The following is a 23830-nucleotide window of genomic DNA, read 5'->3' as shown; positions in this document are numbered from 1 at the left end:
CAGTTTTCGGGCGCGCCTTCGGGCCGCGCCCTTCATGATTTGGCAGATGTCTGACAGAGGGTCAGAAGAGCTGCCGCCAGATACGAAGGATGAAACCCATGTCGCGCCGTTGCGAACTGACCGGAAAAGGCCCGATGACTGGCAACAATGTCAGCCACGCCAAAAACAGAACCCGTCGCCGGTTCCTGCCCAACCTGAATGATGTGACCCTGCAGTCCGAAACCCTGGGTCGTGGCGTCAAGCTGCGGATCTCGGCTGCGGCCCTGCGTTCGGTTGATCACCGCGGTGGTCTGGACGCATTCCTGGCCAAAGCCAAGGATGACGAGCTGTCGGCCAACGCGCTGAAGGTCAAGAAAGAGATCGCAAAGGCGCAATCCGCCACTGCCTGATCTCTGACCGGATGACTAAGGAATAGCCCCGCACCGGAACCGGCGCGGGGTTTTCTTGTTTGGACGTTGCAGGCAGGTCAGGACGAGATGCGGACCTGCGCAACGGCCTCCTGAAACGCAGGGTTCGCGATGATCGCATCGGCATAGACATGGCCCAGCGCCTGGCCCGCAATCACATCCATCGGGTAATGCACCCCTGCGGTCACCCGGCCATAGCCAATCTGCTCAGCCAGATCGATCAGATCCGCTTCATGCTCGGGGAAGGCCTCGGACAACAGCCTTGCATAGACCACTGCCCGGATCGAGTGACCGCTGGGATAGGCGCCAACCGGGCGCACCTCGCCGATCGGGTCTATCGCATCATTGACAGCGAAGGGTCTGGGCAGGTCATAGACCGATTTCAGCGCGTCATAGTCCGAGCGGACCTCGTCAATCGCGCGGTCGATCAGCGTCTTGAGCCCGGCCGCATCAACGGTGAACATGTCCTGTCCGAGAATTGGCCAGAACCGCTCGACAGTGAGCGGGGTTTCCACAAACTCGACCTGTTCCGGCGTGCGAGTCAGCTGCTCCCACGCGACAATGGTCATCTGGGTGTCAAATTCGGCACTGTCCATCTTGGGCGGAGGGGGGATCATCTCGGTCGCTGTAACGCTGCCTTCGGGCAGATACTGGTCGGAAGAGGCGTGACTTGGTTGCGCCGCGCCCAAGGTGAGAAGGGCAAGCCCTGCCGCAAAAGCGGGGGCCGTCAGGTAGGTTCTGGCACATGTCATGTTGGTGTCTCCTTTCCCGGCCGCTTGACGACCTCAGATGGTGTTTCCACACACAAATGGGGTGCAAATGGCACACGCAAAGCGCATTTGGCGGGTTGAGCCGCAAAATGAAGAACTTCTCATGCGTGCTTCATTCAACGGGTCTGACCGTCACAGGCACGCCCTCTACATTTAGTAATGCCGAGGGCAAATTTAGGTTCCAGGACCTCGGATCGGGGCTGCCTGCTTCAGGTATTGATGGTATCCGAGAAAAACACCGTCCCATCCATGATCCGGCGCTGGGTACGGAAAGTGCTGGCCGAGATCGCCTTGGGGCCACCGTCGCTCTGCTGCACATGGGCATTGACCGGCAGAACCCCGGAGGGGTTGCCGATCCGCACCGGGCTGGCCGCACCGGCGATCCGGTTGACCAGCGTGCCGAGGATATGCGCGGCGACGCCGCTGCACATGCCGCCCGTCAGCGTGATCGCCCGGTGGGAATTGCCCATGGAAATCAGCCGCACCCCTATGTCGTGGCTATCAGGGCCATAGGTGCTGCCATCCAGCGCGGTGAAGTCAGACGGCGCGCCGATGATCGCGACCTTGGGATTGGACAGCGTCACCTCGCCGGAAGAGCCACCCATGCCCATCGCCACGCCTCCGGCGCGGCGGATGGCGTCCATGCAGGCCATGTACTCGGCATCCGTATCAAGCTGCTGCGGGAGTTCTGTTGCGGTCTTGCCCAGTATCTGCGCCGCCACAAAGACCACCGGGTTGGCGGCGTCGATCAGTGAGACCTCGACCGTGCCAAGCCCTTCGACCTCCAGCAGGTCCACCGGATTGCCGGTGGGCAGCAGCCGGCCCGTGGCCGCGCCGCCCGGTTGCAGGAAATCCAGTGTCACGCGCGCGCCGGAGCCTGACACGCCGGGGATCACGAAATCGCCCTGCTCGACGGGCATCCCATCCTGCACCGGAAACCGCGCATGATAGATCTGGCCAGTATTGGTGTTGAAGATGCGGACCAGCGCCTCGCCATCTTCGGCGACCTGCACCAGACCTTCCTCCACCGCAAACGGCCCGACGCAGGAGGACATGTTCCCGCAGGCCGAACCGTAATCAGCCACCGGCTGATCCACCGCGATCTGCACGAAGGTATAGTCCACATCCGCATCCTCACGCGCGGACCGCTCGACGATCACGACCTTGGACAGCGACGATATCCCGCCGCCCATACCGTCAAGTTGCCGCCCGTAGGGATCGGGACTGCCCAGCACCTGCAGGAAGATGCGGTCGCGCTCGGCCTGATCAGCGGGCAGGTCGGCCCCGTTGAACACCACCGCCTTCGACGTGCCGCCGCGATAGAAAGCCGCCCTCAGTCCCCGTCGCATCTTATGCCGCCTCTTTGCCAAGGAAAGACCGGAACGCCATAGGCAGCAGGCCGCCATGGGCAAACACCTCGCGCTCGCGGTCGTTATATAGCCTCAGGTCCAGCGGTGTCACATCGCTGCTGCCATCCTTGCGGCGGATGGTCAGGCTGGCCCCGGTCAGATCGTCTGACAAGCTGATGTCATAGACCTCTGACCCGTCAAGACGCAGGGTCTCGCGGGTGACACCTTCGGGGAAACAAAGCGGCGCGATGCCCATGTTAACGAGGTTAGAGCGGTGGATACGTTCAAAGCTTTCGGCTATCACGGCGCGGATACCGGCAAGCCAGGGCGCTTTCGCCGCCGTATCACGAGACGAGCCGCAGCCATACTCCTTGCCGCCGATCACCACCAATTGCTGGTCGCGCTCAAGGTAGGTTTCGATGGCCTTGAACACCGTTGTGACCTCACCTTCCGGTTCGATCCGAGTCCAGGATCCTTCCTTGCCCGGCACCATTTCATTGCGCAGACGGTAATTGGCGAAGGTCGAGCGGATGATGACATCGGAACAGCCCCGCCGCGTGCCGAAAGAGTTGAAATCGCGTGGCTCGACACCCTTGGCAATCAGGAATTGCCCGGCCTCGGAGTCCGGCGTGATGGTGCCCGAGGGGGAGATGTGATCGGTGGTCACTGAATCCCCCAATATTGCCAGAGGCCGCAAGCCTGTGAGCGGCGCGACGGCATGGGGATCGGGCGGGATCGTCTTCACAAACGGAGGGAAGCTGACATAGGTGCTGGGTGCCCAGTCATAGCTGCCAGTGCCCGTCTCCAATGCAGTCCAGTCGTCATTTACGTCGCCGATTGCCTTGAAATTACTGATGAAATCATCCGCCGTCACATAGCTGTTGATGATCTCATCCACCTCTTCAACTGACGGCCAGAGATCCGCCAGCGTCACAGGTTTGCCGTCTTGATCCAACCCTAACGCCTCTCGCGAGATGTCGCGCAGGATCGTGCCCATCAGTGCATAGGCGACCACCAGCGGGGGAGAGGCGATCATGTTGCGCGAGGCCAGCGGATGGATGCGGCCCGCGAAGTTGCGGTTTCCCGACAGCACCGCGACACCCTTCACGTGATGCGCCTTGATCGCCGCCTCATGCTCGGGCCGCAAAGGCCCGGACATGCCGTTGCAGGTCGAACAGGAAAAGGCCGCGACCTCAAAGCCCAGCTTGTCCAGATCCTCCTGCAACCCGCTTGCCTTCAGATACCGCGCCACCACGCGCGATCCCGGTGCAAGCGAAGTCTTCACATGCGGTTCGACACTCAGCCCACGCGCCACCGCGTTGCGGGCGATCAGCCCGGCCAGGATCATGTTGCGAGGGTTGGCGGTGTTGGTGCAGCTGGTGACGGCGGCAATGATCACGTCGCCATCACCGATATCGTGATCCGCACCCGCCACCGGCACCCGGCGGGCCGCTTTCACCTCATCCTGCGAGGCCAGTGTTTTTGTGGCCTTGTCCAGATCGATCCGCTGTTCCGGTCGGGACGGGCCCGAGACAGAGCGGCCAATGGCGCTCAGGTCCAGCGTCACCAACTGATCATATTCGATCCGGGGATCGACGCCCTCGGACCACATTTGCTGCGCTCTGCAATAGCTTTCGGTGTTGCGGATCGTCTCAGCGCTGCGCCCGGTCTCTCGCTGATAACGGATTGTGTTCGCATCGACCGGACAGAACACCTGAGTCGAGCCATATTCGGGCGACATATTGGCGATCGTGGCGCGGTCGGCCACGCTTAGCCGTTCGTAGCTGCGCCCGAACATCTCGACAAACGTGTCCACCACGCCCAGGGCGCGCAGTTTTTCGGCCACGACCAGCGCGACATCCGTTGCGGTGATGTCATGCGAGGGGTCACCGATTACCTCAAGCCCGATCACTTTGGGCACATTCACGGCGGTGGTTTCGCCAAAGAGCAGCCCCTCAGCCTCCAACCCGCCAATACCCCAGCCGGTGATACCAAGCGCATTGATCATTGTGGTGTGGCTGTCAGTGCCAAGGCAGCTATCGGGGATCAGGACCTGGGCGTTTTCGTTCGACGGCAAGACGGTCTGGCCGAGGAATTCCAGATTGACCTGGTGGCAGATGCCGCCACCGGGCGGGATCACCCGCAGACGTGGAAACCGAGCCTCGCAGGCTTTGAGAAAGGCAAAGCGTTCGCGGTTCACCTCGAACTCGCGCGCCATGTTCTTTTGCAGAGCAAACCGTTCGGCCCAGTGATTAATCGTCATCGCATGGTCGATCACCAGATCGACCGGCAGGCTCATGTCGACGTCTGCGGGATCGCCGCCATGCGACTCAAGCAGATCGCGCATCGCCATGATGTCAACCAGCGCCGGGATGCCCAGCATATCATGCAGCAACAACCGCGCCGGGCGGAAGGGCACCGCGTCCCCGCTGCGATTGGCCACGAGGGCAGCATCCAAGCCACCTTCAGAGTGGCGGGCGGCATTTTCCGCCAGTACCCGCAAGGAATAGGGCAGGGTGGTCAGTCGCTGATCCAACCCTTGCGCATAGTCGATTGCCTGAAATTCTGTGCCTGCCACGTCTCGATATTGCACGTCTCACCCTCCGGTCATTCCGCGACAGAGCTAGACAATCCACCCCTAACCTCGCAAGGTCGGACAGGCAGCGTTTCACCAGAGAGAACTCCCGAGAAAGACAATGTGCGCCACCAGAACCGAATCCGTCGAACGGGCCATGTCGATCCTGAACGCCTTCTCGGCCCACCGCCCCGAGATGACGCTAGCGCAACTGGCCGAGGAAACCGGGCTGCACAAAAGCACGATCCTGCGACTGACCACCTCGATGGCGATCTATGGTTTTGTCCAGCGCGACAGTGAGGGGGTGTTCAGCGTTGGTCCCAGCGTCTGGCGGCTAGGCCTGATCTTTCGCCGCGACTTCACGCGACGTGAACATGTGGCACCGGCTTTGCGGATGTTGGCCGAGGCCACAGGAGAGACCGCCTCCTTTTACGTGCGCTCGGGCAACGAAAGGGTTTGTCTTTACAGAGAAAACTCTCCCAACCTGCTGCGCTTCCATGTAGAAGAGGGGATGCGGCTGCGGCTGTCCACCGGGGCTTCCGGCATGGTGCTGCGCCATTTCAGCGGCGAGGACGTGGGCGGGACAGACGGGTTCAACTCTGCCGGAACAATCATGTCGGTGGGGGAAACCAACCCCAATATCTCATCCGTCTCGACACCGGTCTTTTCCCGCGACGGCGCGCTACAGGGCGCGCTGACCGTCTCGGGGCTGGCCAGCCGGTTCGATGACGCCGCCCGCAAAGCCGTGGTGCCGCTGCTGGAAAGCCTGGCGCGATCACTGACTGCTTAGCCGTTCTCTCTGATGAAACGAAAACCGGACCACCTTGCCGCGAACCCGGCCAATCCGCTAGATACGCGCAACACCGGGTCGCGCTGAAGGACATGCAAGATGCTGACACATGAGATCAACAAGGCCTTTCGCGAGCGCCTGACCACTGGCCGCGCCGTGCTAATGCCGGGGGCCGCAAACGCCTTGGCGGCAAGAGTGATCGAGGATCTGGGGTTCCAGGCGATCTATATCTCGGGCGCAGGCGTGACCAACACCTACTACGGCATGCCCGATCTGGGCTTCATCAACCTCACCGACATCGCGCAACATTGCGCGGCGATCCGCAACACCAGCGATCTTCCCATCGTGGTGGATGCCGATACCGGCTTCGGCAACGCGCTGAACGTGCATCATACGGTACGGATGCTGGAGCGGGCAGGGGCCAGCGCAATCCAGTTGGAGGATCAGGTGAACCCCAAGCGCTGCGGTCATTTCTCGGGCAAGGATGTGGTGCCGCTGGACGAAGCGCGGGGCCGGATCAAGGCCGCTGTCGATGCGCGCCAGGACCCGAATTTCATGATCGTCGCCCGGACCGATGCCCGCGCTGGCAGCACGCTGGACGAAGCGCTGGACCGGGCCGCAGCCTTTATCGAGGACGGCGCCGACATCACCTTTGTCGAAGCGCCGGTGTCCGAGGAGGAGATTCGTAAGATCCCGCGTCGACTGCAGGGCACGCCGCAACTAGTCAATCTTGTGGTCGGCGGCAAAACCCCGATCCTTGATTTCGATGCGCTTGATCGGATGGGCTTTGGCCTTGTGCTTTACGCCAATGTCGCGCTGCAGGGCGCGCTATATGGCATGGTCAACGCGCTGTCGCAGTTGAAAACCGACGGAATCATGACTGAGGATGGGCCTCTGGCCGGATTTCGGATGCGTCAGGATACTGTGCGTAAGGATCACTATGACGCACTTGAGTCAAAATATATCTGACGCAGTAAACGCACCCTATCGCTCAAGCACTTTTACCGCGTGAATGTCTGCGGTAATCGAAGAGGTGCGATCCGGCCTCTCTGGCGGAAATCCGCCCATTTGCGGCAGAGAATGACTTTAGCTATGGGGCGCATATTTTTGAAATATAAGACACATTATCCAACGTCGACCGCCCCCTCATAACCTGCGAAACCTCTTGTAACTTCAAGGAAGTTTGATTTGGTCCACCCCTCGTTAAGTGGCCAATTTCACCACGGTCTCGCCCGGCACCCATGTTGTGCGCTTGCATGGCATGCCCGATTTGCGCATCGAGATCGATGTGGCCGAAGTTTTGTTTCAACGGGTCGGTGCCAAGACCGAGATCAATTTGCAGGCGAAGTTTCCGGCCAGCGACGAGCTATTTCCACTGGAGGTCCGGGAGGTGAATGCCGAGACCTCGCAGATCGGCCAGACCTTCCGAGTGACTCTGAGCATGACACCCCCCGAGGAGCTACAGCTTTCCCCGGCTCCTCGGTGTGCGTTTTGGCCACACTGGCTCGAGAGACCAGCTTAATGCGCATCCCTGCATCCGCCGTGTCCGCAGGTGAAGGTGGAGAGACCTCGGTTTTTGCGTTCGACAGCACAGATGGCGAAACCGGCAGCCTGCGCCGCGTGCCGATCGATCTTGCCATGGGCCGCGATGGCGGGTTTGAGGTCCTTGCCGGTCTGGCCACGAGGCAAGAGATCGTCGCCGCCGGCGTGCCGGTTCTGACCGATGGCCCGCAGTCACGTCGTTTCACCGAATTCCGCCAGTAAGAACAGACCATGCAGATCGCGCGTTCCAGCACCAACAATCCAATTGCGACCTGGATTGTCATCCTGACCTGCCCGTTCGGCGGGGTCGTCGGGTTCTTTTCGCTTGGCCGACTCGAAGATCCTGCCTTCCCGATCAAGACCGCGACAGTTGTCACCCTCTATCCCGGCGCCACGGCGGGCGAGGTTGCGCATGAGGTGACGGAAAAGCTGGAAAGCGAAATCCAGAAGATGTCGGTGGTCGACAAGATCGACATCAAAAGACCATTTCCAGCAGTGCCTTGCCCGCGGTGTAGAGCAAGCTGTGCGCGCGGGTGGATGACGCAGCGCCATCTTTGCCCAACGCGGCCTACACGCCTTTAGTAAATAACCGCTATGGTGATGTGTTCGGCATCTATTTCGCCGTCACCGGCCCCGGGTTCACCAACCGCTAGCGCCATGAGCTGGCCACCTTCATCCGGCGCGAATTGCTATCGGTGGACGGGGTCGCGGATGTGGCGCTCAGCGGTCTTCCGGACGAGGCGAACTATGTTCAGCCCAACCTCGACTCTGACCGCCAATCTGGGTGTGCCGCCTGCGGTGATCGGTCACCATGTCGCGACCGCCAATGCTCTGGCTGAGGCCGGGCACGCAAACGGGGTGCGCATCAACCGGCCAGACGGGTCGAACACGGTTGCCGAAGTCCAGAACCTGACCATTGGCGTCAACGGCAAGCTGGTTCGCCTTGCCGACATCGCCACCATAGAGCGCAGCCGGGTCGCGGACCCCTCTCTGATCATCCGGCATGACGAGGTCGAAGCCTTTACCGTCGGGGTCGCGGGCGTTCAAATCAAAAACGCCGTCGAGGAGGGCCACCGCGTCGACCAGAAACTTGCCGGGTTGCAATCGAGCATTCCTGCCGGTGTAGAACTTAGCCCGATCTATCAGCAGCACCTGATCGTAGACGAGGCGCCGAACACCTTTTTGGTCAGCCCAGTTCGGATTGCAGATGATCGTCCATGGCCCAACCCACGATTTCACGCGTGGTCATGTCCTTGATTGCGGCAACGTAGAGCCATCCTTCGTCGTTATCGACGTAAGTAGTGTCCACTGCCTGGCAGGGCATTCGCATCGTGAATGTCACGAGAAGGGGCGAACCAAACCCGGTTTGGAACGGTACATTCGAACTGTTGTTCCAACAGATTTGGTGAGGGTTTGAGGCTGTGATCGCTGTCTGTGGTGCGCGGTTTTCGACGCTTGTGCAGGCGCGCAGAGACCCGGTTTTCCCGCATTATTCTGGCCACACGCCGCTCGGAGACATGGGTCCCATCGGCGATCAGATCGCGGTGTATGCGCTTTGAGCCATATCGCTTCTGACTTCGAGAGAAAGCCGCTTTGATCTTGGCCAGCTGGTCTGCGTCCCGATCGTCGCGCAACTTTTGCCGCTCACTTCGAGCAGGTCGCGACTGAGTAGAACCATAAAACCAAATGCGACCGATCCCAAGAATGCGGTGTGAACTCAGATTGAAGCGATGGCAAATCGACCTCAAAAATCGACTTGTCATCACCGTCGGTTCGGTTGATCTTCGGAGGTAGCGCCGGAGCTGTTGTTGGTGTTCTCGACGGTGCCTTCTGCCAGGAGGCCTGCGGATCGCAAAACCAACTGTCAGCTCCCATTCCATCCTTCAGCCTCTGCCAGTCCGAGAACTCGGTGCCGCGGTCGAAGGTAATCGACTGACGTGCATCAGCGGGCAGCGGAGCGAGCCCGTTGATCAGCGCTTCCATGATCGGCGTCGATGGACGATTCTCGTTGCGCATGACGACAGCATTGACCTTTCCATGCTCTTTGCGAAACATCATCAAATCGCACTCCCAATGGCCGAATTCTCTACGTTTTGAAACGCGTTCTGGCCTCTGCGAAAGGCTTTGGTTGTCAAAGATGTGCGCGCGGTGGTGCCCTCACTGACCGCGTGGCCTGCGGCGTTTTCGGTGTTCAGTCGACTTGGCTGCAATAAGCAGCTACGTATGCTGAGGTGAAATGCTCGAGTACAATTACCATAATACAAAGTCAGCCACAACCTATTTTACATAATCATCGTTATACCTAATATTGCTTGCAGTGATGCGCGATGTCGGAGTACGTAAATAATGGGACTGAATTATTGAGACTCGCTTCCCATTGAATTCAACACCTTAAGATTTTTGCGCATTTTGAGTGTTTCTACGGTTCAAGCGCGTCAAGTCGACGTTAAACAGAATGCCAATGAGCCTATTCGCAACCTGGAAACCGGCGCAGTGTGTTTTACTAGGGCTTGGTTGATCAGCAGAATACCCTGCCCCAGCACTCGGCATTGAGAAGCAATTGGTCCGGCCCAAGTATCGCTGCGATGCGGTGCGTCGAAACAGCCGTTCGCTGCGATCGAAAATCGCAAGCCATTTGAACTCACAGTTCGCGGACGAAGCGGACACTCTCATTCCAGTGCACAGTTAGAGTATTCAGACCTTTGTCACCCATTCCGACACGACGGCCCAACCGACAGCATTCGTTCCGCAGCAACTAATGGTCGAGACCTGGCCAGCGACAGAAGGCGTGCAGGCGCCGCTGGCTGGTGAGGCACAGCAAGAACAACCAGATTGAACGCCGCGTTGCGCAACACGTGGTACATCGGCCAGCGCGTAGAGCGGTGCGCGCGCACGTTGAATTGCGTCCTTTGGTGGGAAAAGCGACGCACGGTCGAGGCTGAAATCGTTTGTTACCGGAAAGATATGACCTTCCAGGACGGTCCCCCAGATACCGATGTCTTTGATCGCGTCAGGGTCGACTTCGAACGGGTCTTCCTCAAGAATCGTGAAGTTAGCCATTTTTCCGGGCGCGATGGAGCCTATCTCTGCTTCGAGCCGGATGGATTGCGCGGCATCGATGGTGACGGCACGCAATGCGTCCTCGACGGACAGGCGATGATCCGGCCCTGCGACGCGACCTGACACGGTTGTTCTGTTCACGCCAGCCCACACAAGGTACAGGGGTTCGCCTGGTGCCATTGGGACATCGGAATGGAATGAAATCGGGGTGCCATTTGCCTTGATCGGGCCAAGCGGCACAATGTCGTCGGCGCGTTCGGGTCCGAGGCCGATATCACCATAGCGATCCGATAGCGCCGTCACATAGTAAGGATTGCCGCTAACGTTGCAGCTAAGCTCAGCGATCCGGTCGGCCTGATCCTGGCGCGAATAGCCGAAATGCACGAGTGTGGTCCGATGATCCGAGCGCGGCATGCGGCGCATGTTCCGCTCGACCGCATCGAGAACCATGTCTACAGCCAGATCACCAGTTTGATGGACGTGAATTTGGTAGCCGGCTTCCCAATAGGCGTCGAACGCTGAGTTGAAAACATCGGGTTCCATGATCCACTCACCGTGGAAGTCGCCGCCTACGTAGGGCTCGGACACCTGCATAAGCAGGCTATAGATTGCCCCGTCCGCAAAGAGCTTCACCTGCCGTGGAAGGAAGCTCGTTTTGCCCTCTCCCCACGCCAGCAGGTTCTCCGTTTCTTCGATCATCCTGCCGTCGTCAAAGTACAACTCGTGCAATGATTTGCCGTCGCCTATGAAGTACATACGGACCGGTACATCCGAGCCTGAGAACACTGAGTTTGTCGCGTCTTGAAGCGGCCGCGACAAAACACCCCCAGGCTCGCAACCCACCGTCACACCTGCGCGATGCATGTACTCTCGCGTCAGCCTCAATCCATTAATCAAGCGCTCTGGCGTCGCCAGGATCGGGGCGACGGTTGGCAGGACCGCAAACATGCCAGCCTCAAAGAAATGGCTGTCTTCGAAACTCGATTGCTCTGCTGCAAGGCCCTGAAGGTCATCAACAAAGGCCTCGTCAATGCCGAGCAGATCCATAGCTGCCGTATTGAAGATAAACTCATGGGCGGACCGGTGGACAATGATGATGGGGCGCGTCGTGCTGACTTCATCCAATTGCTGGCGTCGTACGTTGCCATGAAAAAAGTGATGGTAACCCCAAGTGAGAAGCGGCGTATCGGCATCCTCCATGGCGGCCTCAGCAGCCACCAGACGCTCTCGGTACTCTTCCTCTGACCGTACCGCCGGCGTCAGACCCGTCGGAAGGTTCCAGTCCTCAATCGCAATAATCTCTGCCGTCAGGGTTAGACCGGCAAGAAAGGGATGGACGTGCTGGTCAATAAGCCCGGCGATCACGACCTTGTCGGCAAAGGTCTCGTCGACGCGGAAGGGTTGCTGGCCAATCCGGTCGACAATTTCGTCGCGCGACCCGGCTGCCAAAACGCGATCACCAACAACAGCCACCGCGTCAATATTTGGCTCATTGCCCTCCATCGTGATCACGCGGCGAGCAGTGTAGACGGTAATCTCAGGTAGAGCTTCAAGCTGCTCTCCAAGGTCCTGCAGCGAGAACGCCGTGTCAGCGGAGGTTGCGCTTGCGATGGCAGCCGACGACGCGCTTACGAGCAAGGTAAGCATCCCGCGCCGGGTAAGATGGGTCTTTAGCATTCCATGCTCCTAGCTGCCTATTGTTCGCCCAATGAAAAACTAACACGTGGTCAATAAGCCACTAAGAACAAATCGTCGCACGCAGCATAGAAGCCGGGTTTGACTTGAAATCAGCGTCGCCATGGCAGTCGTCCGGCATGGTCTGCCAATAGGTGCAAAGCACAGTTGCTGCAGTCGCATCCTAGTCTTCTCTGGGCTCTCTCCGGACTTCGGGCGGTGCGGCAAGCGGTGTTGGCCTTGCAGACCTGGGCGCGGCCAACCGGATGACCGATCCCAGCCCGAATCGGACGTTCAAAACAAGACTTTGCAGTTTCGGCTCTCGGCAGAGTCAACATGCGGTTAACGGTCGCCTTCGCGCCGCTTATCGTGGTTTTAAACATGGTAAGTCCTAACTGAAACCATTTCTAGTTTGGCCCGTTGAACAGGTTGGCATCGGGGATTATGGACGGTCAACGGGTTAAAAAATCCGCTGCTTAACCGCACCCCGAACAACACTCAATCTGGGTGTTGAACCGCATTACTCAATCGCATGTTTTGCCTCCAGCGAAGCAATGGCTTCCTCTGTCTTGTTCAGTAATGCCGTTGCGTTGAGTTCCTTGGCAACCAGACGGGCCTCGTTCAGGTATTCTCTGGCCTTTTCTATGTGCTTTCGCTTTTGATGTATTAGCCCCAATCCAAGGTTGACACGTACATGGGTAATCGACGGATAGTCGTATTGACCACTTTTTTCGACTTCCCGAAAAAGTTGTTCTGCACGTCGCCCAGCCGAGGGGATTACGAACACGATATAGGGTAAATTCCTGATTATCTTACCAATCGGAAGTTGTCCTTGTCGGAGATAGAGGCGCATATAGACCTCTGCCATTACCAACTTGGTGAAATAGCTGCCACCTTTGTACCCGACGCGATCTCGTTCGGCGGCACAGGCCTTGAGCCATCGCATCCCCGCCGTTAAGTCGCCAGTCAGTACGATGGCGACACCCAGCATCGGCTCGACGCCGGATAACATGTTCTTATCGCCAAGCTTAGTTGCCTTGTCGTGAATATTTTGAAGGATTTTACGGCCTTCGTTTGGATCGCCGCTAAGTGTACGTGCTGATCCCTCTACCATTTTCCCGACAAGCCTGTCTGCGGTCGTCAGGGCGCTTCGCTTGCAATTGTCGGCGTGATCCATCGCCTGTTGAAAACGCTCTTCCTGAATGTCGAGCCAACCGTGCAACCACGATGAAAACGCTTCAATTCTTGGATCGTCTTTTCGTTGCCCAACTGCATATAATTCTGCAGCGTGTTTTCTGGCTTTGTCGATCTGTCCCCGGTGCATGTAACTGCTGGCGATCTCGAATATTGCGACAGATTCAAGATAGCCATCGGCGTTGTTCTGGGCTACGGACATGACATCCGCACCAATTTTCTGCACGATGTCAGGTGGTTGTCCTGAAATGTTTTTATTGTACGTCTTCATCAGCACAACTTTGCCATAGGCTTCCGTTTCCAGATCACCAAGTTCCTGCGCGATGCCGATACCTTCGAGCGTAACTGCTTCGGCCAAGGCAAAATTATGCGCATGAGACAGCGCATGTCCGTAATTCATCAGGACCAGCGACTTTTCTTGACTGCTGGGCATTTCTTCTATCTGGGGCCAGTATCGTTTCGCCAGCTTTACAATCGCGCGAAAGTCGGATCTCAGTTGTATCTCCCGCATCGCATCTGCAAGCAAAGCTGCCAACGAGCGCTGATCTATAGTGCCAGGGAATTCGTCATAGAGCGTCAAGGTCTGTTGAAAATAGCGCCTAGCATCGTCCAAAGAGTAGATGCGAAGGCATTTCGAGGCTGCCATATGTAAATAGTGAAACAAATCCCGTTTATGCTCTGTTCGCTCGAAGTGATATACCAGAGTTTCAACAATTTCGTTTTCACGACCCTCCCATCGGGCAATTAATTCAAAGGCTGCTTTGGCGTGAAGCTCCTGCCTCTTGCTGATCAGCAATGTGTCATACACGGCATCGCGGACCAGCGCGTGTCGAAACTTCAGGATATCGGGGCCAGCCGATTTGTCGGCAATCAGCAGGTTCGATTTCAACAACTCTTCGATGGGTCGGCCCGATGTCGCGGTTTCGCCCGACAGTCCCGACAGCAACTCCATTGAGAACGTTCTGCCTAGAACCGAAGCGGCCTGTAGTAATTTTGCGGCAGGTTCTGTCAGGTTGTCGATTCGCGCGAGGACGAGATTTTGAATGCTAGCGGGAGGAGATAATTCGAGGAATCGTTTTTCAAATGTATAGCCCTGTTGTGTTGCAATCAGGGCCTCGGAATTCATCAGGTATTGCACAATTTCTTCGGCGAAGAGAGGATTCCCGTCAGCCTCGCCTTCGACAAAGAAACGAAGCTCTTCTGGAGGACTAATGCCATTTAATATCGCTCTTAGCAGCTGAGACATTTCTGTTGAGTTGAGCGGTTGTAGTACTCTTTTCGTTACAAGGTCGTGAGCAATTCGATGCGGTTCGTATTCGGGCCTGAAAGTGCCGACAACTAACATAGGTAGATCGCAGCAACTATCAATTACATGAGTCAACAGCTCTTCCGACGCGCTATCAATCCATTGTAGGTCTTCGATTTGAAACACCACAGGACACAAGGCGCAGCGCGAGCGCAATATGTCGATCATCAAATTTCTGGTCAGGTTTCCCACCACCTCGACATGACGATTGTGGAGATCACCTTTCCACGGAACGATGCCGAGCACGTTCAAGAGAAGATGCAAATTGTTGCCGGTCGGAAGTCCAAGAGCTTCGAGCCCTTTCCTTAGTTTTTGTTCCGAACTGGATACGGTTTCGCTGTCGGTCAAATGAAACCCGCTCCGGATGAAGTCGATTACGGGCCGGAAAGGAATCTGTTGACCATCCCACGTGCAATGAGCTTCAAAAACTTTCACACGGCCGTTATGGAGATCCAACTGACGGATGAATTCGTGTAGCAATCTGGATTTCCCGATACCGGGCTCGCCAGATATCAGTTCCACCTGCAGGCCGCTCTCAGATCGGCTGAACGACTCCATTAGAGAGTCAACAATACCTTGTCGTGCAGTGAATGTTGTAAGGCCCTTGAAGATCGCTGCATCAAACCGTGACACGCCCGGGCGTGAAGCGATCAGGCGAAATACCATTTCTGGAGCTTGGAACCCTTTGAGGGAATGTTCCCCGATAGCCTCGGCGATGATATGAGGTTCGACTTCGCTAAACACGGAATCGCTTAGCAAAGTTGAGCCGGGCGAAGCGAGCTTCTCGAGCCTTGCAGCCAAGTTAACGGTGTCACCAAGTGCAGTAAAATCGTGAGTATTGATGATACCCAGCCTTCCGCCCACGATAGTCCCGCTGTTAATACCAATGCGAAGCTGGACCGAGGTCTTGCGCTGCCTGTCAGTTTCTGAAGACAAATGCGAAATTGCGTCGTGAATACGGACGGCGGCCTTACAAGCCCTGAGCGCCGAATCTTCCAGCGGAGAAGGCGCCCCAAACAGCGCCATGACACCGTCACCTGCATATTCAGTTACGGCGCCTCCTTGGGCCTGCACCTCATCGACCAGAATGGTCATAACTTGCTTTAGAATTACATAGTAATTCTCTGTGCCGATCTCCTCGCAAAGCGCCGTTGAGTTTGCTATATCAGCGAATACTACGGTTGCTTGACGCCGCTGAACGTCCGTCGATATGGCTTCTGCGGCTGAGGTCGCAGGTTTGAGACTGGATTGATTCGTCTCGGAAATCGAATTGTTTAATTGATGCCGAGATCGGTTCATCTTTCGGCTGCCGACGAAAAACGCAGTCTCGCCGTCACCCCCCCAAGGATTGCTAGTTACCTTGGATATAAACCTACACGCAAACAGGTCAATTTTCGAGTCCATGTTTAATTTCGGGGAATACCTTTCTAACAGAATCCTTGCCCCATAGTAGGTCAAGGTGCCCAAAATCCGGATAAATGATCTTGTTAAGCTTTCGCCAATGATTGGATGGCAGTCTGTGGAGCCACTCGTACATGAGGTCGATACTTTCGCGGTGCCAGACACGATTTTTTTCGCCAGTGATCAGGGTCACCCGCTCGAGTTTTCCGAACCGAGCAAGTGCATCTGATGACAGTAATTGGGCGTCCTTCAATTCTTCCGAACTGTTGTAGTCGGCGGCGCAACCTCGTCTGACGTCTTGGGCCCCGTGAATAAGCATATGCAGCGGCATAGCGCCGAATTGACCAACCAGTTCCGGCTGACGCGACCCTTCAGGTCGGTGAATTTCCGGAACGAGTTTCCGTTCCTCATAGGTTGTCCCATAGATGAAACTCAGTCGGTTATACATCTCAAGCGCGCAGCGGACATCGGATGGCTCTGATTGGCTCTGACCTGTATTGTGCGGTTTGAACCGACCGGGCCACATGTTGTAAAGGCCCTCCAGTTCATCGGGCCAGGGCGCTTGTAACTCGACCTCATCACCTTCATTGACTTCACGAACGCGAGGATCGACGGAATGAAATGAATCTGCGCTGACTTTCAGCCGTTCTAACGTTCGTTCGTCCCCTTTAAGCCGGGTGTCAAACGGGACTGCGAAAAACAATCCAATTGTCATGAACACGGCATGGGTCACGTTTATGTTGTCGAGCCAGCCACCGGCAATCGCTTCGGCCAGCGTGGCGGCACCCATACAGAATCCGACGATCCCGATCGGCTGCTCTTTGCCCAGTTGCGCTTGCATTTTTTTGACGGCCATCGGGATGTCAAATTCCGCGGCATTGTGAAAGTTGAATTCATCCCCATGGTTTGTCAGTACTTTTTGATTGTCGGGATCGGCTACCGTCAGATAGCTACTCCGCCAGTCCAGTAACCATGGATCAAAACCTTCTGAAACCAGCCAGTCCAACAGGCAACGTGGCTGGTTTTCGCGAGAGTCTGGAATCGTATAAATCTTATGACTACCGCTCGCATTGTGCAGCAGAAGGACCGGTTTGCGTTGGGAACCTGGTGCGGCAATCGGCGCAGAATGAACCCAGCGGCGCAAACACAGCTTGACTTTTTCGCCTTTTCTGGGACCAGACCAGAATTCGTGGTCGTTGATTTTAGCAGACTCAGGCATGTGTTCGGCTCACGAGTTGTTTCGCCATGTCCAGAACGCGATTGGTCTCGGGTAGGTAAATATCCACCAAATGACCGAAGAAATACCGCCCAAAAGCGGCCAAAGCCCAAGTCTGTCTGACCGGGTCATCTGTGCCGGTCACTTTGAAGGATCCAAGCTGCTCTGAGAGGAAATTCTCAATAGGCATTCGCACGATGCCTCTGGCAGCAAGAACTTCGGTTCCGGATATGTATTCCATCAAATCAAAGTGAAGCGTCGAAGTATCACTCCAGACATCGAATTCCGGGTCATCCCGAATGATCTTTCCTCCATGAAGCCTGTACTGCGTGTTGCCGTCTTGGAAGCGGAGTTGGTAACGGAAATATCGGGTTCGAGCAGATCCGCCTTGAGGCAGAAGGAACAACTGTACGAAACTGTTTTCATCCAGAACAAAGCCTTTGGAGCCTTTATTGTTGGGCCAGGCGGGTATCGATAGAGTTCCCTTCACCCTAAGTTTTGCAGGATGCGAGTTTCTTGCCGGAACGAGCAAGTCGTTCAGATTTGCAATGCTCAAATCCAAAACAAGATCAATGGTAGATTCCGACTCGACGCCCTGCTTTTCTGCCGTGTCGAATTCGCCAATTTTTTCTTCGAACCCTTGGAACTGTTGCCAGTCGACCGGGCTGCATTCATCGGTGTCTGAAGAGAAAAATCCAACCAATGTTTCGCTGAACTTAAGGCCGATTGCTCCCGGTATATCGAACTGAGTGGGGTTCGACCGCGTGCCAATCGGATCGAGCTGGTGCTGTTTGCCACTGGTCCATTCACGGGCTTCAATCATGTCCGGAGCGGCCCAGTTATCTCTTTTGAGGACTTCGCGAATGAATTTCTCGACCTTATATTCGGCAACCGCAGTGATGGCCGCGGACGGATTGACACCGACCGAGGTTGGAAAGGCTGCGGCGTCCATGACGTACAGTCCAGGGCACTTGTGAACTTGCCCGGATGGGTCAGTAACGCTGTTGTCGATCGCCGACCCCATCGGGCATCCACCCTGGCTGTGAACGGTGACGCGCTGGCCAAAAATCGACCACACCGGATTGGTGCGGAGTTCGCCGTTCCACGCGTCCTTGGCAAGCGTTCGAAGTAGACGTTCCTGCGCGCTTCGCGCTGACACTATGTGCTGGCCGGGAAGCGTTGCAATCAGCCGACCGTCATCATTCAGTCTGAGTTTTCCACGATGCAAATCTCTGCCCATCAACAGGATTAGGGCGGTGTGCCCCTGAACCGAGCGATGCGCAAGCGCCCAAAGCACAAGGTCGCCAGCCAGATTGAGCAATTCTTCAAGGTTTTTTGGAGTGCCGCTGGTCAGCGCGTTCGTCGCAAGGCGCGCAAGGCCGGCTTCGCTGTTTAATATTAGCTGGACCGCCAGCCGCAGCATTCCGCGAACAAGTATGATTTTTTGCTCTTCGATATCGTTGTCATTGGTTTCGTCAAGATCCAATTGAGACGATATCGCGCTGGTATCCACACGTTCAGAAAGCGTCCTGGCGACGCTGTCCAGCAACCGGCCCAACATGGGTTCAGCATGTTTGGTGAGATGTTCGAATGTTTCCTGAGTTCGGTCTTCTATCGCACCCGTCAGCCATTTGGGAAGCAGCTCGACCAGATTTCGTTCGAAAATATCCTGATGAGTAAGACCGCTCTTTATGTCTTTGTATTCGAACGATCGGAACGTTTCCGGCCTGCTGTTTTTCAGGAGTTTCGAAAGTGGGTTTCCAGACAGCACCGCGTTGCGCTGAGTTCCGCCAACCGCTTCGGCCAGAGTTTGAACATGCAGATGCCGTGCCCGAGTTGCGCGCGGTAAAGTCTTGAATATCCGATCGGTGGAAGTGTGTTCGCTGAACCGATTGCGACACAGCCACAAAGGGCTGCGAAAGGCCCCCAATAGGGGTCTGACATCCGGAGGAAACCCACCGTCCTCTACAAGCATCCAGTCGTTTGGTCGCTTGCGGGTAGAGCGGACGGTGGCGCGCGCTATCTTATTTTTTCGGCCTGGCGGTCTGAACAGCAGCTCTTCTCCATCAGTGAACTCTGATGCTTGATTGCAAAGTAGCAGCTCGCCTCTTGCGGGTGAGGTTGATGAATGCTCCCATTCCCCCCAGTCGAGCAATGGTGGATATGCCAACTCTGCCGTTGCACGCGACTTGGATCCAACTATGCGGTCTCCTGCGGTAGGAGGGTGCTGGGCATATTGGCTTGTCAAACCTTCGCTGAATTCCATCAGGGTAGAATATGTCGCGTCCTCTGAGGGCTGGTCATAGAGCAGTGCAGAAGTGGCAATTGGCCCGTAATCGGATTCGTGATCTTCATCGCAATCAAAAATAGCTGCGAGTGAATCTGCATTCGGAAAGTAGTGCGAACCCAGTGCCACACCGCTGTCTTTGGGCCAAAGGTTCTTACGGTTGTCCATCAACAACTCTGTTGTATTAATTGATCCTGCGCACAAAAAAACGTATTGGGCGGTCACGCTTTTTAGGAGGCCTTCATTGGCAGATGCAGTGTCTTCAGTTTGGTTAGAGGGCCGGATTCCGGAATTGCTCAAGTGATCCCAATAACACACTTGATAGTAAGCATCTTTTGAGATTTTAACTCGCTTAATTGACTTGACTTCTGCCAATGTCTTGATTGCTGCAAGCGATTTGCCATTGACAGTGGCGTCTTCAACGATAGCAAGATAATTCATGTCCAGTGAATTCTTAGCACTTGCACCGCAGCCCAGACAGCATTTCGCACGCATGTCACAAGCACCTTGTCTACGCTTCCAAACGTTGCGTTTGGGGTTGTCGAAATTCACTGCCAAGGGGACGAGGAACCAAGATGGTGGGTGACTGCCCAAGGAATTGTGTTTCTTGCTCAGCTCTGACGCCGCGCGTCGTAGCTGCGCGGTTTTGGCAAGGCGCTTTGTGATGGGAGCAGCCTGCAGCATATAGGCGGCTAGGTCGAAATAGTCCTTTAGACGATCGATACGGTATTCGTCCGGCCAACCTGCTTCAAAAACTTCGGCGGCTGGGCGAAGATGGACATTGGCATAGATTGTCGAGCCGCCTCCATATGCTGCCGCCTGAAGCGAAACCACATCGCCGAGGTTTCGGAAATCATAGAGGCCGCTGTCAGCGTTCCAAAGCCAACGCGAAAAATCGGGAGGAGGCGAGTATTCACCATCATTACTTAGATCGGTGAAAAGATTTTCGGTCGGGTACTTGGGGAAGTCATTCGCCTCATATCGTCTACCGCGTTCAAGCACACAGATATTTAATCCCGCCTGTACAAGTCGCGCCGCGGTTACAGCTCCGGCAAAACCTGTTCCGATCACAACAGCATCAAATTCAGGCTTACCAGACATATAGCGCCTCTGCATTTCGGGTTTCGACGAATGAAATGCATCCGGCCATTGCGGGCTCGCCGCGCGGTCGGGTTTCTGCTCCGGGAGTCAGCGGCTCGACCAGTGTTCGAATGACACTCCACTGAATTTCCGGTGTGATCGACGGTTTAGGGCTTAACCCAGTACGTTTCGCGTACTTTACTTCAATGTGCATGACCGCGTTGGCAGAATTGTGGATTTCGTTCAGCTCAACATTGAATTCGACGTTCGCATTTTTTGTATGACGGGTGGCATCGGTGTCGAACAACTCGATATCGGAGAGCTGAAGCTGGTAGATCGGTCCGCCAGCCAGTTCGTGTACAGTAGTCGTTTGGTATCTATTTCCCGTCCCGATACGCATTGTCGCGTGATAACAGCAATGCATGTCTCCGGTTAAAAATACCAGCCTTTCTATTCTCTCACGTGCAATGAATTCAATGATTTCCTCCCGCTGTTGTTCGAATTTCTCACCGCTCCATTTGTCGTTGCTGTAGGCTCCGTACCAGCTTCGACGGGAATCATCGTCTTGTTTTCCGCCTTTCACATTGGCGACGAACGGGACACTGCTGACCACGAATTTCAGGTCGGATTTGAATTCTCTCATCCAGCTCAGCAAAGAGCGCATTTGCCCTCCGTCGATCATATGCCAAGTATTTTTCCCAATTTTTCGTCGCGTCCTTGTGTCCAGGACGAAAAAACGCGCCTTTCCTCGACAAAAGGAATAATTGAACGGACCAGGCAGGTTATTCGATGTCGGTGTTTTATTTACACTGGGGGGATGACGACTGTGCACATATTCCTGATAGGCTATGCCTGCAGCCTCAAGGTATGTTCTCGGTTTCACCTTCGATTTGATTTCTTCGGAAATATCGGGGAATTCATCGACAATTTCATGATCGTCTAAGATCATGTAATTCGGCCACTGCGTTAAGAAATGCTTGAGGGGTTTGTCCTCAAACCAGGCTTCCCTGTATGCGAGCCGGTACTCATCTCGTGACGGAGTGAGGTCTGTTGATGGAAAGTCATAGTATATTTGGTCGCCAGCATGGATGACAAAGTCTGGTCTAGAATACCAATAGTTATCACGTCGCTCAGCTTCAGTTGTCATACCGACTCGCTTTCCTCCGGTACTCAGTTGTCCCGAATACGCGAACTCTCCTTTAATCTGGGTCAGGACTAGCTCGCCGATGGCGGTGCCTTTTTTTAAATCCCCGGATTTAACTGAAGCTGTATAGGCCAATATACCTGTCGCACCGGTTCCGACCTGATAGACCTCATCACCGACCATAGGGATATGGCTTCCAGCCTCAAAACCGACTGTGACGCTATCAAACAACTCAGAGAGCTTCAGAAAGGGACTGCGCAAAATTGGTCGATCAGGCTGTTTAAAGCCAGTTGTCTTGTTCACAATCCAAATTGATGCCCAGCTAAGAGCCTTGGCGAGTGGTCTTAGGATCCCACGCGTCCATTTGAAAAACCGCGACGGGAAGTTCCAGCTTTCTGTGGGGCGATCCAGTGATCGGTTTGCAACAATCACACCGGCATATGAGACTATTTTTGACAGTAGATTGTTGATGCTCAAAATCGATAGATTGCAGCTTGACAATATGAAACTGAATGACAATTCATCCTCTGTGCCTTGTTCGGGAAATGTACGAAACTGGCCGCTAACGATATCTTCTTTGGCCTCCATACATGTCGAATCGAATGTTGCGAATACGACGTAGCGCGTATCTGGCCTTAGGCCCAAAAATTCCCAGACAGAAGTGTAGTCGGTACCACTATGAAGACGGATTGATTTGGTTTGGCGGGGTTCTGCTTCTGGACTATCGAGTTTTTCCCTCAGCTGCAAACTGACTCGCTTATGCCGTTTGTCTCCTCTCACCCAAATCCGTGATGAGTTTTCTGTTGTATGGCCAACTATGATGCTCAAACCATCGTACCTGAACAAAACCTAAACAAAGAACGATAATTCAGCCTACTGTATCATATTTTTCTTTTTTTGTGAATTAGTTGCGCCAAGTGCTTATTTATTTGTGTGAACTGAATGGGAGTCGAGGAAAATCCCTGAGTGTTGAAATCGTTCAAACTATTGCTTTCGCTTACGATATTTGACGAGAGTAGAGCAAAACTTGCGATCAGCAATATAGCAAGAATTTGTACGTGTTTATCTCGATTGTCTACGGCTATCCGCCAAACAGGGCCTTGAACTTTTCGGTCAGTTGCCTTTCGCCGATCCGGCAGACTTGGAGAACGGTGCCGGGGGTATCGACGCGGGCATCCTTGATATGGATATGGCCGAATTAGCTGATGGAAGATCTCGTTGTTGGAGCGGGTGTCGGTTTCGACGAGCCACTCTGCAGCATTGCCTTTTCAATTTTGAGTTCAGATTTAGGGTCAGGATTCATTCATTTTTGCATCGCTTCGTGATTCACGGCTCCAAAAACGGAGCGATGACATGAGCGACCTTTATTCGCTGACAGACGGGCAGATGGCCAAGCTTTCCCCCTTCTCCCCAAAGTCGCACGGCAGGCCACGGGTTGATGATAGAAGGGTGTTGAGTGAGATTATCTTCATTGATCGCAATGGGTTGCGCTGGCGAGACGCCCCGGCAGCCTAGGGGCCGCACATGACGCTCTACAGTTGGTGGAGGCGTTGGAGCGAGAAAGGCATCTTCGCACGAATGATGGTTGGTCTGGCCGCCGAGCACGGTGAAAAGAAGACGGTCATGATCGGTGCCACATATCTAAAAGCCCATCGCACGGCGTCCAGCACGGTCGCCTCACAGCAATCAGTGCGGACAGATCCTTGAAACCTTCAAGGGAAACACCGCCGAGCTCCAAAATTTCAGATCCTGAGCCTTCTGTATCTGGGGTTTGCTAATCTGACCCCGTCACCGACCTTAGCCGAGGCTGGTGACGGGGCGGTGTTTGGCGTCTGAGCCTTGAGGCGTTGACCACGTTTCCTAGGCTCTAGACCCATTGATTTACGGCCAGAACAGCACGGTAGCTGCTAGAGCGATGGCCGAAAGGAATACCTTTGGGCATCTGTCATATCGGGTGGCAATCCGCCGCCAGTCCTTCAGACGACCGAACATGATCTCAATGCGGTTGCGGCGTTTGTAGCGACGCTTGTCGTAC

17 protein-coding genes and 2 pseudogenes are annotated in these 23830 nt (G+C 55.4%); 8 read left to right on the top strand and 11 right to left on the bottom strand.

What is annotated here, in order from left to right; all coding sequences use genetic code 11:
* Nucleotides 1-98 precede the first annotated feature (98 nt).
* Complete coding sequence (gene rpmB, locus Q5Y75_RS07125) at nt 99-389, top strand: 50S ribosomal protein L28 (protein ID WP_306195767.1); 291 nt, start codon at nt 99-101, stop codon at nt 387-389.
* A 77-nt stretch (nt 390-466) separates the two neighbouring features.
* Here the strand turns inward: rpmB and Q5Y75_RS07120 are convergent, their stop codons facing one another.
* The 3 genes from Q5Y75_RS07120 to acnA all read right to left on the bottom strand — a co-directional run bounded on the left by Q5Y75_RS07120 (nt 467) and on the right by acnA (nt 5119).
* Nucleotides 467-1159, bottom strand: coding sequence for a phosphatase PAP2 family protein (locus Q5Y75_RS07120; protein ID WP_306195765.1), 693 nt, complete (start codon nt 1157-1159; stop codon nt 467-469).
* A gap of 227 nt (nt 1160-1386) precedes the next feature.
* Nucleotides 1387-2526, bottom strand: coding sequence for a 2-methylaconitate cis-trans isomerase PrpF family protein (locus Q5Y75_RS07115; protein ID WP_306195763.1), 1140 nt, complete (start codon nt 2524-2526; stop codon nt 1387-1389).
* A gap of 1 nt (nt 2527) precedes the next feature.
* Nucleotides 2528-5119, bottom strand: a complete 2592-nt coding sequence (gene acnA, locus Q5Y75_RS07110) for an aconitate hydratase AcnA (RefSeq protein WP_306195761.1) — start codon at nt 5117-5119, stop codon at nt 2528-2530.
* A 103-nt stretch (nt 5120-5222) separates the two neighbouring features.
* On the opposite strand from acnA, the gene Q5Y75_RS07105 reads away from it, so the two are divergent.
* From Q5Y75_RS07105 to Q5Y75_RS07080, 6 genes are all read left to right on the top strand, one after another.
* Nucleotides 5223-5891: an IclR family transcriptional regulator gene (locus tag Q5Y75_RS07105; protein ID WP_306195760.1), complete on the top strand. Its 669-nt coding sequence runs from the start codon at nt 5223-5225 to the stop codon at nt 5889-5891.
* Nucleotides 5892-5990: 99 nt separating this feature from the next.
* Nucleotides 5991-6860 carry an isocitrate lyase/PEP mutase family protein gene (locus Q5Y75_RS07100; protein ID WP_306195759.1) on the top strand — a complete coding sequence of 290 codons (870 nt, stop codon included), beginning with the start codon at nt 5991-5993 and terminating at the stop codon, nt 6858-6860.
* Between the two features lie 238 nt (nt 6861-7098).
* The gene (locus tag Q5Y75_RS07095; protein WP_306195757.1) at nt 7099-7413 is read left to right on the top strand and encodes an efflux RND transporter periplasmic adaptor subunit; all 315 of its coding nucleotides are present in this window, start codon (nt 7099-7101) and stop codon (nt 7411-7413) included.
* Nucleotides 7413-7655 (top strand): hypothetical protein, encoded by a 243-nt coding sequence (locus Q5Y75_RS07090; RefSeq protein ID WP_306195756.1) that lies wholly within the window; start codon nt 7413-7415, stop codon nt 7653-7655. Before Q5Y75_RS07095 ends, Q5Y75_RS07090 begins: the two co-directional genes overlap by 1 nt.
* 9 nt (nt 7656-7664) lie before the next feature.
* The gene (locus Q5Y75_RS07085) at nt 7665-8015 is read left to right on the top strand and encodes an efflux RND transporter permease subunit (RefSeq protein ID WP_306195755.1); all 351 of its coding nucleotides are present in this window, start codon (nt 7665-7667) and stop codon (nt 8013-8015) included.
* A gap of 165 nt (nt 8016-8180) precedes the next feature.
* Entirely contained in the window at nt 8181-8690 is a 510-nt protein-coding gene (locus Q5Y75_RS07080) for an efflux RND transporter permease subunit (RefSeq protein ID WP_306195754.1), read from the top strand.
* A gap of 29 nt (nt 8691-8719) precedes the next feature.
* On the opposite strand, the gene Q5Y75_RS07075 is transcribed toward Q5Y75_RS07080, so the two are convergent.
* From Q5Y75_RS07075 to Q5Y75_RS07045, 7 genes and pseudogenes are all read right to left on the bottom strand, one after another.
* Complete coding sequence (locus Q5Y75_RS07075; protein WP_306196469.1) at nt 8720-9067, bottom strand: IS3 family transposase; 348 nt, start codon at nt 9065-9067, stop codon at nt 8720-8722.
* A gap of 63 nt (nt 9068-9130) precedes the next feature.
* Nucleotides 9131-9623: pseudogene (locus Q5Y75_RS07070) on the bottom strand (IS30 family transposase); the annotation flags it as partial.
* A 504-nt stretch (nt 9624-10127) separates the two neighbouring features.
* Nucleotides 10128-12170, bottom strand: coding sequence for an amidohydrolase (locus Q5Y75_RS07065; protein WP_306195753.1), 2043 nt, complete (start codon nt 12168-12170; stop codon nt 10128-10130).
* A 517-nt stretch (nt 12171-12687) separates the two neighbouring features.
* Nucleotides 12688-16071 carry an ATP-binding protein gene (locus Q5Y75_RS07060; RefSeq protein ID WP_306195752.1) on the bottom strand — a complete coding sequence of 1128 codons (3384 nt, stop codon included), beginning with the start codon at nt 16069-16071 and terminating at the stop codon, nt 12688-12690.
* Complete coding sequence (locus tag Q5Y75_RS07055; RefSeq protein ID WP_306195750.1) at nt 16055-17287, bottom strand: alpha/beta fold hydrolase; 1233 nt, start codon at nt 17285-17287, stop codon at nt 16055-16057. Before Q5Y75_RS07055 ends, Q5Y75_RS07060 begins: the two co-directional genes overlap by 17 nt.
* On the bottom strand, nt 17280-20672 hold the full coding sequence (locus Q5Y75_RS07050) for a GMC oxidoreductase (protein ID WP_306195748.1): 3393 nt from the start codon (nt 20670-20672) through the stop codon (nt 17280-17282). Before Q5Y75_RS07050 ends, Q5Y75_RS07055 begins: the two co-directional genes overlap by 8 nt.
* On the bottom strand, nt 20662-22542 hold the full coding sequence (locus Q5Y75_RS07045; protein WP_306195746.1) for an alkaline phosphatase D family protein: 1881 nt from the start codon (nt 22540-22542) through the stop codon (nt 20662-20664). Before Q5Y75_RS07045 ends, Q5Y75_RS07050 begins: the two co-directional genes overlap by 11 nt.
* 606 nt (nt 22543-23148) lie before the next feature.
* Here Q5Y75_RS07045 and Q5Y75_RS07040 point away from each other — a divergent pair.
* Nucleotides 23149-23463, top strand: a pseudogene (locus tag Q5Y75_RS07040) (transposase); the annotation flags it as partial.
* A 213-nt stretch (nt 23464-23676) separates the two neighbouring features.
* On the opposite strand, the gene Q5Y75_RS07035 reads toward Q5Y75_RS07040, so the two are convergent.
* A partial coding sequence (locus Q5Y75_RS07035) for a transposase (protein WP_306196467.1) occupies nt 23677-23830 on the bottom strand: 154 nt, incomplete at its 5' end.

It is taken from the genome of Ruegeria discodermiae (genome assembly GCF_030758345.1).
Classification (GTDB): Bacteria; Pseudomonadota; Alphaproteobacteria; order Rhodobacterales; family Rhodobacteraceae; genus Ruegeria_C.
The sequence above is the reverse complement of the archived record's forward strand: the minus strand, read 5'-3'. Positions and strand labels throughout refer to the sequence as shown.